General features: G+C 60.0%; 7 protein-coding genes. 2 read left to right on the top strand and 5 right to left on the bottom strand.

Going from position 1 to position 13,518, the window contains the following annotated elements; translation table 11 throughout:
- Nucleotides 1–49: 49 nt before the first annotated feature.
- The 4 genes from IU450_RS37540 to IU450_RS41520 all read right to left on the bottom strand — a co-directional run bounded on the left by IU450_RS37540 (nucleotide 50) and on the right by IU450_RS41520 (nucleotide 10,198).
- Complete coding sequence (locus IU450_RS37540; protein ID WP_267470690.1) at nucleotides 50–6,319, bottom strand: type I polyketide synthase; 6,270 nt, start codon at nucleotides 6,317–6,319, stop codon at nucleotides 50–52.
- Nucleotides 6,320–6,481: 162 nt separating this feature from the next.
- Nucleotides 6,482–8,143: a 2-oxo acid dehydrogenase subunit E2 gene (locus tag IU450_RS37535; protein WP_195154469.1), complete on the bottom strand. Its 1,662-nt coding sequence runs from the start codon at nucleotides 8,141–8,143 to the stop codon at nucleotides 6,482–6,484.
- Entirely contained in the window at nucleotides 8,136–9,170 is a 1,035-nt protein-coding gene (locus tag IU450_RS37530; RefSeq protein WP_416382942.1) for an alpha-ketoacid dehydrogenase subunit beta, read from the bottom strand. The genes IU450_RS37535 and IU450_RS37530 overlap by 8 nt, the downstream gene beginning before the upstream one ends.
- A 131-nt stretch (nucleotides 9,171–9,301) precedes the next feature.
- Complete coding sequence (locus tag IU450_RS41520) at nucleotides 9,302–10,198, bottom strand: thiamine pyrophosphate-dependent enzyme (protein ID WP_195154501.1); 897 nt, start codon at nucleotides 10,196–10,198, stop codon at nucleotides 9,302–9,304.
- 857 nt (nucleotides 10,199–11,055) lie between these two features.
- On the opposite strand from IU450_RS41520, the gene IU450_RS37520 reads away from it, so the two are divergent.
- Together IU450_RS37520 and IU450_RS37515 are read left to right on the top strand one after the other, a co-directional pair.
- Nucleotides 11,056–12,078 (top strand): hypothetical protein, encoded by a 1,023-nt coding sequence (locus IU450_RS37520; protein ID WP_195154468.1) that lies wholly within the window; start codon nucleotides 11,056–11,058, stop codon nucleotides 12,076–12,078.
- Between the two features lie 145 nt (nucleotides 12,079–12,223).
- On the top strand, nucleotides 12,224–12,592 hold the full coding sequence (locus tag IU450_RS37515; protein ID WP_324197963.1) for a transposase: 369 nt from the start codon (nucleotides 12,224–12,226) through the stop codon (nucleotides 12,590–12,592).
- Between the two features lie 105 nt (nucleotides 12,593–12,697).
- Here IU450_RS37515 and IU450_RS37510 read toward each other — a convergent pair whose 3' ends face one another.
- Nucleotides 12,698–13,096: an IS110 family transposase gene (locus IU450_RS37510; protein ID WP_228835690.1), complete on the bottom strand. Its 399-nt coding sequence runs from the start codon at nucleotides 13,094–13,096 to the stop codon at nucleotides 12,698–12,700.
- Between the last annotated feature and the right edge of the window lie 422 nt (nucleotides 13,097–13,518).

Below are 13,518 nucleotides of genomic sequence, written 5' to 3'. Positions count from 1 at the left end.
CGATCGCTAATAGCTACAGTGCAGAATCAGGCGCATTGTAAGAGCACCTTCAATCAAGCTCCGAACACCATTGTTCAATCGATTGCACTACAGCAAGCGCATCACTGGATAATACCGAGAAATGGTCCGCATCCAACACCGTTACCGCCTGCCCCTCATGCCAAGGTTCAGCAAGTAGATCCTTGGATCCGCCTCCATTCACAGAGTCCTTGAATACTGCCCTAGCGCATTTTATAAATAGGGAGTTTACACTAAGGGGTTTCGATTCAATACTGGAGAGCAGATCGAGCCATCTCACAGATGCTGTCAGATTCCAATCTGTAACTGTACCGAAGTCGGCTTCCTTCTCAAGCATCAACTCAATTAATTGGCGGGAGGATATTTTTGCACCGCGCTTTCCGTCGAAGCTATCGATTAAAACGACACCCGATAGAGTTTCATCACCCGATTCTTCTATTCTATTTGCGACCGCATGAGCCAACGCTCCACCGGATGAGTACCCAGCCAATACGTAGGGCCGACCCTTTGATTCCTCCTTAATAGCCATGATGAGGTCTTCTACAGCATCAGACAGGGATTCCGGCAGGTACTCGCCGGGCCTGAAACCAGGCAGAGATATACTTGATACAGTTCGCCGACCATTAAAACCCCTGCCAATCCGAGCGTGCTGGTGAATGCCACCAGTGAATACTGGAGACGTCAAGAATATTATCTGCGGTGCCGCCGAACCGTAGCTCAACTGGGCCCGCTGAACAACACGCGATGAATCTCGAGAGGCCGTATAGGTTGGTCGTATCGGAACTGCGGCCCGAATCAGCTGCTCTCCCTGGTAAGAATTCCCGTTCTTTACCGCAGCTTTAAACAGAGAAACCAAAGTTAAATCAGAATCCTCGTCGATTGGATTGCCGTTAGATCTCCCTAAAGAATAGATGTCTCCCTCCAATCTATCCAACATCTCAGCAACCAATCCATCTATATTATGGTGATCGAAGACGGCCATCGGAGACAGCCGCACCCCAGTAGCGTCGGCCAGCAATTTCCGAAGCTCCATCGCAGTAAGAGAATCGAACCCAGCGCTTTGAAGACTGAATTGTTGCGGGTCAATATTTTCGTGACCCAGGATTGTGCCAATATATCCTTTGACTAGTTCAGTCAGCATCCTTTGACGTTCATCGGTATCCGCTTCAAGCAAACGATTTCGGATAGTTGTTCTATCCTCAGCCGTGGTTCGGCGGGCGCCGGGTACCAGCCCCAGCAGGATCGGGGCGATGGCGTCGGTACGGGCTCGGGCAGCCAGTGTGACCGTGTCCAGGCGGGCAGCGACCACACCGGCACGTTCTTGTCCCACGGCCGCATCGAACAGTGCCAGCCCCTGGTCGGCAGACATACCTAGCATGCCACCGCGGCCCATGCGTGTGGTGTCGATTTCGCTGAGGTGCCCGGTCATCGCGGTGCCCGAGGCCCACAACCCCCATGCGATCGACACCGCGGCCTGACCGCTGGCACGGCGGTGCCCGGCCAGCCCGTCCAGGAACGCGTTGGCCGCCGCGTAGTTGCCTTGCCCGGCTCCGCCCAGCACACCCGACGTCGAGGAATACAGCACGAACAACGCCGGATCCAACTCTCGGGTCAGCTCGTGCAGATGCCAGGCCGCATCCGCCTTGGCCGCCAGCACGGTATCGACCCGGTCCGCGGTCAACGCTGTCACCACACCGTCGTCGAGCACACCCGCGGTATGCACCACACCGGTCAACGGCGCATCCTGCGGCACAGCGGCCAACACTTGCGCCACGGCCCCGCGATCGGATACATCACAGGCCAGCACCTGTACCCGCGCGCCCTGCTCGGTCAACTCCGCGACCAGTTCCTCCGCCCCCGGCGCCGCCGGTCCACGACGACTCACCAGCAGCAGCGACCGCACCTGGTAGGCGGTGACCAGATGCCGGGCCAGCATCGCCCCCAACCCACCGGTCCCACCGGTGATCAGGACAGTGCCTTGCGACACTCGCGACACCACACCCGAATCCACACCACCGACACCACCGACACCACCGACACCACCGACACCACCGACACTGTCGGGTCGGGGTAGCCGGGTCAGTCGGGGGGTGTGCAGTACCCCGGCACGGATCATGACCTGTGGTTCACCACAAGCCAGCACCGCCGCCACCGGCAGCGGGTCCGCGTCGATAGCGGTGGAGCGGTCGGTGTCGGGGTGGTCGGTGTCGGGGTGGTCGGTGTCGACGAGTACGACTCGTCCGGGGTCTTCCGATTGCGCCGAGCGCACCAATCCCCACACCGCGGCACCAGCTAGGTCGGTGACCTGTTCATCAGCTCGTCCGACTGCTCCGGAGGTCACCACCATCAGCACGCTGGCGGTGAATCGTGGTTCGCTGAGCCAGCTTTGCAGCACCGCCAACATCTCACCGGTCGCCCGGTGCACCCGCTGCGGCATATCGCCGCTACCGCTGGCCCGCCGATCGAACACCACCACCGACGGCACTGGCAGCGTCTGGTCCTGCGACCAAGCGATGAACGCCTCGACCGTCGAGAACACCCGCGCTTCCGGCTCCGGCACCGGGGCCGACATCGGGGCCACGGTCCATTGGACTTCGCACAGGCGTTCGCGTGTGGTGGGTGTGCCCAGTTGTTCTGGTGAGACCGGACGCGAGGTCAACGACCCGGCGGTCAGTACCGGTTGCCCGGTGAGGTCTGTGGCCTCGATCGCGACCGCGCCCGCACCGGCCGGGGAGATCCGTGCCCGGAGTCCCGCGGCGCCGACGGCGTGCAGTGACACGTTTTCCCACGCGAACGGCAACACCACACCATCACCAGCAGCAGCGGTGTCGGCAGCGACCATCATCCCGTGTAGGACCGAGTCCAGCAGTGCTGGATGTAGTCCGAATCGCTGTGCGTCGGTAACGGTGTCGGGTAGTGCCGCTTGGACGAACAATTCCTCGCCGCGTCGCCAGATCGATTGCAGTCCTCGGAATGTGGGGCCGTAGTCGTATCCGGTCTCGGCCAGCACCTCATACCAGCCGTCCACCGCCACCGGTACCGCGTCGCGGGGCGGCCACACCGTCAATGCCTCCGACCCCGCGGCGAGGCCGGTCGAAACACCCAGTCCGGCGGGTGTGGTCTGTCCGGCCAAGACTGCTTCGGCGTGGAGTGTCCACTCCGCCTCGGTGTCCTCGCCGTCGCGGGAGTACACCGTCGTGCGGCGCCTGCCGTGTTCATCGGCGGTGTCGACCACGATCTGCAGTTGCCGCGCGGTCTCGCTCACCAGCACCAGCGGAGTCGTCAGGGTCAGTTCCTGCAGCACCGGGCAGCCGGTTTCCTCACCGGCACGCATCACCAACTCCATGAACCCGGTACCCGGCAACAACACCACACCACCGACCGCGTGGTCGGCCAGCCACGGCTGCGTTGCCAGCGACAACCGGCCCGTCAACACCACCGCCCCGGTCTCCGCCGACACCATCACCGCACCCAGCAGCGGATGCCCGGCCCCCGACAAACCCAACGCCACCGCATCGGTCGCCGCGGTCGCGGTCAGCCAGTACCGGCGCCGCTGGAACGCATACCCGGGCAACTCGACCCGCTGCCCCCGCCCCCGCAACACCGCATCCCACGCAACCGCCACACCCGCCACATCCAACCGGGCCATCGACTGCGTGAACGTGATTGGACCGTCCTGGTCACGGCGCAGCGAGCCCACGATGACCGGGTCACCGCTGTTGCCGACTACAGCGGTCTCACAGCTCTGCTCGATATCCACGACCAGCAGCGGATGCGGGCTGGCCTCGACGAACACGGTGTACCCGTCGTGGTGCAGTGCCTGCACGGCTTGGTCGAAACGCACTGTTTCCCGCAGATTGCGGAACCAGTAGCGGGCGTCCATGTCGGCGGGGTCGTAGAGCGCACCGGTGACAGTGGAGTAGAACGCTACCTGTGACGGTCGTGTCTGGACTGTGGTGAGTGTGTCCAGCAACTGCTGGCGGAGCTGTTCGACCTGGGGAGAATGCGAGGCGTAGTCCACCGCGATACGGCGTGCGCGGATCTCGCGGCGTTCGCATTCGCTCAGGAACTGCTCCAGCTGCCGGGTTTCACCGGACACCACTATCGATCCCGGGCCGTTGACCGCCGCTACCGCCAATCGGTCGAACCCGTCGAGGAGGTCCTCGACTCGCTCCAGCGGCGAGAGCACCGACACCATCCCGCCCTGACCGGTCAACGCTGTCAGTGCTGCCGAGCGCAGGATCACGATCCGGGCGGCGTCCTCGAGCGACAACGCGCCGGCCACGTGGGCGGCGGCGATCTCTCCCTGGGAATGCCCCACCACGGCATCGGGTACTACACCGACCGAACGCCACAGCTCGGCCAGCGACACCATCACCGCGAACAACACCGGCTGCACTATCTCGACCCGATCCAGCGACGGCGCATCCTCGGCGCCGTCGAGGACATCGAGCAGCGACCAGTCCACCAGCGGGGCGAACGCGCGAGCACACTCGGTCATCTTCTGCGCGAAGATCGGGAATCCGGTGTACAGGTCGCGGCCCATGCCGACCCATTGCGCGCCCTGGCCGGGGAACACCAGCGCGGTCTTGCCGTGTTTGCGGGCAGTGCCCGTCACCAGCGCGGCGGCGGGTTGTCCTTGTTCGAGCGCGTGTAACCCGTCGATCAATTCGGTGCGGTCACCACCGACGATCACCGCGCGATGGTCGAAGCGGGTGCGTGCCGACAGCGTGGCCGCCACATCGGCGGGGTCGAGTTGGGGATGCTGTTGCAGATGGGTCAGCAACCGGCTCGCCTGCCCGGTCAACGCCTCAGCGGTCCGCGCCGACACCAACCACACCAGCGGACCTGTACCCGCTGCCGGTGACTTCCCCTCGGGCACCGGGCCCGAATCGGCGGGTGTTGGTTGTGGTGCTTGTTCGAGGATGACGTGGGCGTTGGTGCCGCTGACACCGAACGCCGAGACCGCGGCCCGGCGGGGGTGGTCACTGGCCGGCCATTCCCGTGCCTCGGTGAGCAATCCGATGTGTCCGGCGGTCCAGTCCACATGCGAGGTCGGGGCATCCACGTGCAAGGTTTGGGGCAGCACACCATGACGCAGTGCCTGCACCATCTTGATCACTCCGGCCATGCCCGCGGCGGCCTGGGTGTGCCCGATGTTGGATTTGATCGAGCCCAGCCACAACGGTTGCCCGTCACGGTCGCGTTGCCCGTAGGTCGCCAGCAGAGCCTGGGCCTCGATCGGATCACCCAGCCGGGTACCGGTGCCGTGGGCCTCGACCACGTCGACCTCCTCCGCGGACACTCCGGCGTTGGCCAGCGCCCGCCGGATCACCCGCTGCTGGGAAGGCCCGTTGGGTGCGGTCAAACCGTTGGAGGCGCCGTCCTGGTTGACCGCGCTGCCGCGCACCAGCGCCAACACCTGATGCCCGTTGCGGCGGGCATCGGACAACCGCTCCAACACCAACACCCCCGCACCCTCACTCCAGCCGGTCCCGTCAGCGGCCTCGGCGAACGGTTTGCACCGCCCATCCCGCGCCAGTCCCTGCTGCCGCGAGAACTCCACAAATGTCCTGGGCGTGGCCATCACCGTCACTCCACCGGCCAGGGCAAGAGAACATTCACCCGACCTCAACGCCGCCACCGCCTGATGCAACGCCACCAGACCCGACGAACACGCCGTGTCCACCGACACCGCCGGCCCCTCCAACCCCAACACATACGACACCCGACCCGACACCACACTCGCCGACCCGCCCGTCAGCCGATACCCCTCGATCCCCTCCACAGCAGAGCCACCCCCTCCCCAGCTTCCTCCGTAGGCTTGATCCATAGCGCCGATAAATACCCCCGTCGGTGTGCCTCGCAACTGCCCCGGGTCGATCCCCGCCCGCTCCAGCGCTTCCCACGCAGTCTCTAGAACCAACCTCTGCTGCGGATCCATCGCCAGCGCCTCACGCGGGCTAATCCCGAAGAACCCGGCATCGAAATCACCGGCGTCATAGAGGAACCCGCCCTCCTGTACATACGACTTGCCCGACAGGTCCGAATTCGGGTCGAACAACCCCTCGACATTCCAGCCCCGATCCACCGGAAATCCAGAAATTACATCTCGCCTCTCCAAGACAACTCGCCACAACCCCTCCGGCGTATCCACACCCCCCGGAAAACGGCATCCCATACCAACAATCGCCACCGACTCCCGCAACCGGGCCTGGGAATCAGAAATAATTTTCCGAGCCTGCCGAAGTTCCACTACAAGCTTCTTAATATACCCGACGTAGTGTGAATCACTTGACATTAGTGAAACCTTTCAAATTGCTCCGTTAGGCGCAACTTATACATCCCATCCACGCTCAATGCAACGGGATTCCCAATGACGGGCACGCAAATTGTGGCATACGGAAGGAGATGGCCGATCATTTTGCTCGGGATTGAATTGCTCCGACTTACAATGACCTAGCTACGATATTCCGAATTCGTCCTTTAGGAGATTTACAACCTCGTCACCTGTCATCGACTCAAGCTCGCGAGCACCTGCCACGCCAGTCGAGTCGAACACGGCCAAACGACTAAGGCGTACAATACGGCTTCTGATGTCCGAGAGCTGATGAAGGTCCGTGACCCCACCTAACAGGTTTCGAACCTCTTCTAAACTATTTAGTATTATCGATGAAACATCAGATGATCCAGTATTGCGCATCCCCTCCAGGTGGTCACAGAGCTCAGCGGGAGTAGGGTAGTCGAATAATAGAGTGGCGGGCAATCGCATACCTGTGATGAGACACAGATTATTTCGTATCTCAACAGCATCTTTTGAACTCAGACCGAGATCTTTAAAACTCGCGTTAGCATCAAATTCTCGGCCCAACCCAACCACAATTTGATCGAGTAGGTCCAAGATTTTCAACTCAGGATCTGCGAGACGGCCTTGGGTCAACGACTTTGAGCCGACCGTTGCGCGTCCGCCAGGCTTTTGAGAAGAATACGATTCTATTCCGCGGGCGATGAAGTTTATAAATCCAGAAGCAACATCTCCATCACACGCCCGATGATCGAAAGTAAGGCTGAGATGCAGAATATGCCTTATTGCAATGCCATCGATCATCACCCAAGGCCGCCTTTTGATACGACCAATACCCAGTATCGCCACTTCAGGGTAATTGATAATCGCCGCTGAGCCGTCGACCCCCAGCCCTCGGTAGTCGTTCAACGTGAAGGTGCCGTTTTTATACAGACTGGCATCGACTTCACCTGACCGGGCTCTTTCCGTTACTGTCGCAATAGCTTGCCCAAGTTCAGTCCTGTCCATTAAGTCCGCATCCTTGACGACGGGAACAAATAATCCACGCCTGGTCTGTGTAGCGATACCCAAATTAACACTGTTAGCCGGTCGGATTTCACTGTCATCAATGGTAGAATTCAGTTCCGGATAGCTCTTTAGCGCCTGCACGGTCAATTCGGCGATACAGAAAAACACCGGGTCGATACCCTGGATACCGTGGGATCCTGCTCCGTATTCTACAAGATTCGTAGCGTCCACATCCAACCAGACAGTTACGTCTGGAATTACCCGTCGAGATAACATGTATTTTTCGGCTCTAAGGTCCAAACTCCGGCCGGTCTTCTTTGCAGCTATCTCCCGTTGCACGTCGCTAACAGTTATTAAGCCGTCAGGTCCCGTTCCCCGCACCAGCTTCAGATCTACCTCATTGAGCGCCGCCAAGCGTCGAACCCGTGGTGATACCACCTTCACCGTGCCGGCTTCACTGAGTGAGCCAAATTCGGTGCCACTTAGTACAGGTTGTGACGCATTTTCATGTACATCTGCCGTCTCGGACAGGGGCTCTTTAGAAGCTCCGACATCAGGCCCTAAACCACCTGCGCTGTCAGTCTCCGAGATTGACATCAGGGGCTGCCCGATCTCGACCGTCGAACCTATAGCAGCATGCAGCCGGTCCACAGTCCCTGCGTAAGAACTGGGGAGCTCCACCCGCGACTTCGCAGTCTCAACCTCAACGACAAGCTGGTCGAGTTCCACAGCTTCGCCTTCGTCAACGAGCCACGCTACAATTTCGGCAGTGACGATCCCGTCGCCAAGTTTCGGTAAACAGAAATCAACCATGGCTCACCACTACCTGGCTCTCATCCCATTGAAGACGCTTTATCGCATCTATAATCCTCGACGCAGATGGAAGATAATCTTCCTCAAATCTTGGCGGTGGATACGGAACATCGAGCCCAGTCACCCGCAAGATCGGAGCGGACAGATGGTAAAAGCAATCCTCCGTAAGTCGAGCCGCAACTTCTGCCCCATACCCGAGAAAGCGAGAAGCCTCATGAACAACAATACAGCGACCGGTCTTTTTTACCGATTCACTTGAGGTTGTATCATCAAAAGGTGCAAGTGACCGCAAGTCAACAACCTCAACGTCCCATCCATGATCAAGTGCTAACTCCGCGGCCTCAAGCGCAACCGCTACCGATCCCCCGTAGGAAATTAAAGTTACATCTGTACCTGAACGTCGAACCACGGATTTCCCAATATTGGGCACGCTCGCCAGCAGATCAATTCGCTCCTTATCCCAATAGCGGCGTTTCGGTTCGAGGAATATTACAGGATCTTGGGAAGCTATCGAGGCCTTTAACATCGTATAGGCGTCGGACGGTGTCGATGGCGTGACTACACGCAAGCCGGGGGTATGTGCGAAATAGGCCTCGGATGAATCGCTGTGATGTTCTACTGCACCGATCCCGCCACCATATGGAATCCTAACTACTACAGGTAGCACAATAGCACCCTGCGTGCGGTAGCGGAATTTGGCCAGATGGCTGAAAATTTGTTCAAGCGCAGGATACGAGAAGGCATCGAATTGCAACTCCACTACCGGTCGCATCCCATTCATCGCCATCCCGATCGCTGCGCCCACCAGTCCGGACTCAGCCACTGGCGAGTCTACTACCCGATGCGATCCGTAACGCTCTAATAATCCATCTGTTACTCTATATAGTCCACCTAGCCGACCGATATCCTGTCCCAGTAGAATTACGCGATCATCCAGTTCAAGCGCTTCCGAAAGTGCGCGATTTAGTGCCTGTGAATAATTGATCTCGGCTCCGTCGCTCCATAGTGATTCGGTTCCGGTATGCACGAATACCCTCCCAGGGACTTACAGTTCTGTAGCCAGACCCTTATATTCGGATGCGACAAACACAAAAGCAGTCAGCGTCGCAAAGCGGATCCGCTAAACAAGATCAAGTTAATTTGAAGTCACCGAGTTCGCTACGGAAGTGCATAGACATGCTCGGTCAGAGACGACTCACTCGCATGCTTGGAGTGGAGGGCCGCATTACGGACCTCGTCAACAATTCGGTGTTCGATGTCCAACATTCTATCTCGAACATGATCGTCAATAACTCCCCCCGCTACAAGAAAACGCTCCATCCGCGCGACGGGGTCTCGAAGCAACCACTGTGCATGTTCGTGTGTATCGCGATATTTCGTTGGGTCATCGGAAGTCGTATGAGGTCCGGCTCGATATGTAAGCGCTTCGATAATACGCGGACCACCACCTGAACGACTGACATTTAGTGCGTTCCTTACCCGACTGAATACGGCGACAACGTCGTTTCCGTCTATTAGCTCGCCGGGCATCCCGTACCCCACCCCCTTGCAGGCGAGCGAGGGAGCGGCAGACTGCATGCTTGACGGGACACTGATCGCATACCCATTGTTCTGGATTAGGAAGACGACCGGAACTTGCCACACAGCTGCCAAGTTGAATGCTTCATGTGCGTCTCCTTCACTAACCGCGCCATCTCCAAGTAGTACTAGAACCGCGGAGTCCTCTCCTCTACACTTCGCCGAAAACGCTAGCCCAACCGCGTGCGGCATATGTGTTGCGAGAGGGGTACATCTCGGTGCAATCCTGTAATGATTGGGATCGTGACCTGAGTGCCATTCACCACGAAATGAGGTCAGTGCCTCAAGCGGCGTAACCCCGCGAGTCAGCATTGCGACACTGTCGCGATAGGTGGGGAACAGCCAATCCTGAGCGTCCAGTGCAACCGCAGCTCCCACTTGGCAAGCTTCTTGACCAAGACACGGCGGGTACGCGGATAATAGGCCCTGCCGCGCAAGTATCGTAGCCTGATTATCGAACCTACGGCCGATAATCATTTTCTCATACAACGACAACAACACATGCGAATCGGGAAGGTCTGGATGGTCCGCCGTGGGCTCGTCATCATTTCCGGGCAAAATACTGAATGGACTGCTAGCCGGAAGCAAGTTCACTCCCAGCCGGTTTTCGGAATCCCCTACCACAATCTCCCCTCACAACTGAATCGTCGCGCGATAGCCGCCTCAGGTCTCGGATGCTTCGCATGACTCACTACTTCGGCAGCCTACCGGCAGTACGACATGTCGGCAACATCGGCGAGATCCGCTGCCCCCGAGCAAGATTCGAACCAACCGACGCAGGGTCGCTACCTGGTCACCCAGCACCGGCGCAACAGCGGCTTCCCGGCCGACATCCCCAGCACCGCCTCGTAGAAACCCAGTCCGCCAACAACTTCCAGCCCGCACTGCGGCGCACGCCTGGTAAGCAAATTGATCGCATCTTCGGTTCCCGCTCTGCACCAACGCTTCTCCCGTGATAGCGGCACCAGCTGACTGTCGCGCACCACTCGTCTCGGATGCACGCCTGCGGCCTTGCCCGCGACAGAAGCCGGGTTGCTACCACCGTTGTCACAGCTTGCGTTGACTCCACGACGCCGGCCCACCGAACCGACCGGGACCAGTCCCGCTAGCGCACCGCACGCGGTCTCAGGCATGAGGCAACGGCCCCGAGCGACGCGCGAATTTCTGATGGGACAACGCGTCTGCTTGCGTCATGAATCAGATTGATCCTAAGCTCCATGTCTCAGTCGGTGACTGAGACATCATTGCTTAAGTTCTACATCGAGGGGCGGAATACCTTGTCTCACCAGGCCTTTTATCGGCGACTGCGATCTTGCCGGGGGTGGCCGGTAGTTGTGCTTATTGTTCTGGCCGCCGCGATTCCTGAAATTCTGACCGGAACGACAACTCTGACCGGGTCGACGACGATACTGTCGAACATCGTCGGCCTCCCTCTACGGATCGGCCTGTACGGGCCTGGCGCGCTACTCATTCGGGAGGTGGTCCGGCGGCGCGGCGGCAGTTGGCCGTCAATGCTGATACTCGGCGCCTTGTTCGCGGCCATCTTCGAAGGGCTACTGGAGCCTGGATGGCTCACTCCGCAGCTCTTTCCACCACATGGACACCCATACGGAGCCGCCTTCGGCGTCTTCTGGACCTACGCCGCGTTCAATATCGTTTTTCATTCGATTTGGAGCGTAACACTCCCGATCGTTCTGACAGAAACCCTGTTCCATCGCCGCCGCTTCCACTCCTGGCTCGGCGCCACTGGCATCCGCTTGGCGGCCGTCATCTTTATTCTCGACGCAGCATTCAGCGCCATCTACTTTCGACGGGTCACACTGCCGAGGTACGGTGTCGATGCCGACATCGACGCGGTGAAATATCTCGGTGTCGTCGTGTTCCTCGTGCTGCTTGCGTTATTGAGCGGGCGAAGTATCAAGTGGGCCATCCAAATCGAGCACTCGGCGACGCGAGTTCCGCCCCCATGGGCGGTTGGGCTGACCGCAGGGGCCGGAACTCTCGTATGGTTCGCGACGATTGCTCCCGACTCGTGGGCGCGACACCTGCCGATTCCAGCCACACTGCTCTTGCAGTTCGCTATTGCCGCGGCCGGTTATCTACTCGTTCGCGAGTGGACGACCCGCGTGGGCTGGGAAAACCGGCATCGGCTTGCGGTTGTCGCAGGTGCGCTCGCTGGGGAGACCTTGGGCGGGTACCTGCTCTTTCATCGAACCGGAGCCAATCTGGTGTTCGAATTTGGTGTGGGTATCGTCGCAGTGACCGCGCTTGTCATCACGGCCGCTGCGGGTACTCACGCCGGCGGCGGTGACCACGGAGGGCTCCGGCGAAGTGGGGCACCAGTGAGTGAGCAGTAATTCCACCGATCGGCTTTGGTGTAAGCGTGATGTCGTGGGGACTTGATCGCCGACATCAAGCACTACGCCGCGCAGCTCACCGACAACACCGCGGCCATGAGCGAGCTGCTCGACGTGCACGGCACCACGCTGCGTGGCATCCCCGGTGCTCGCCGCCCGGATCGTCGGCCGCACTGGCCGGGCCGGCAGATTCCCCACCGCGGCCGCCTACGCCAACTACACCGCTGCGGCGCCGGTCGAGATCGCCAGCGGTGATTCGACTCGTCATCGTTTGTCACGCTATGGCGATCGCGAACTCAACTCCGCCCTGCACACCATTGCGATGATCCAGATCCGGATGCGTGGCAGCGCCGGACGCGCCTACTACGACAAGAAGATCGCCGAGGGAAGGACACCGAAGGAGGCGAAACGCTGTCTCAAGCGGCGACTGGCGGATCTGTGCTGGCGAACCATGATCCGAGACGAACGACGCACCAAACCAGTAGAACTCGCCCGTCAAGCCGAAGCCCCTTGACGAATACAGAGGAATCACGGCTTCAGGACCGGCATCGGGTTTAGACCAGCGCCGGTCGGCGTGGTGGTCGTTAGGCGTAGTAGGTGCTCTCGTGTTCGGTGGGGTTCAGGTAGTCCAGCCGGGAGTGCAGGCGGGCGTTCTTGTACCATCGGTGGGCACCCTGGCGGGCAACAGCTCCCGCAACAGGGCATGCAACTGATTCACCCATCGGGTCGTTCTCTTGGACAGATTCTTTCGCCGCTCATCCAGCAACGCGAAGGAGTCGGTGGTCTTTTCCGCATGCACTGGACGGGCGTCGCCGTGCAGGGCCGCGACACTCGCTGCCGCAGCGGCGTCGATGCGGTCGTTCTTGCGGCGCCCACCGCGGGAAAGCTGCCGGATCCGAGCTGTCGCAGCCGACGCGACATCCACCACCACCTCACCCTTCGAGACCAGCCACCCCGCCAGATGATGGCCCAAACCTCCAGCGTTCTCCACCGCCCAGGTTCGTTCGGGCCACTGCAGCGCCCAGGCCAGCAGCTGGCGATAGCCGCGAAAGCTGGCCTCGATACGGATCGGGCCGCGATCAGAGTTCGTCGCGGGGGCCGACAGCGGTGGCGGTGTGGGTGGACTTGTGCGGATCGACGCCGATCAGCATCATCAGGTTCAGGTCCTCGTCTCATGCAGGGGGGACTGCCCCCGGTTTGGTTGACTCCTGATCTGTGAGGATGCGTCCTCGCGGTGGAAGGATGACCACCATGCCCAAGCCCTATCCCGAGGAGTTCCGCCGCGATGTTGTCGCGGTCGCCCGTAAGGGCGAGCTTGGATTCCAGTGGTCGTCGCAACGGTTCGAACTACGAAGCGTTCAGTAAAGCATCGAGTCTTTCGGTGGGTGTTTGCCAGGCGAGGCATTTGCGGGGTCGGTTGTTGAGTTCGTCGGCGACTGC

This window comes from Nocardia abscessus (genome assembly GCF_015477775.1).
Classification (GTDB): domain Bacteria; phylum Actinomycetota; class Actinomycetes; order Mycobacteriales; family Mycobacteriaceae; genus Nocardia; species Nocardia abscessus_A.
The sequence above is the reverse complement of the archived record's forward strand: the minus strand, read 5'-3'. Positions and strand labels throughout refer to the sequence as shown.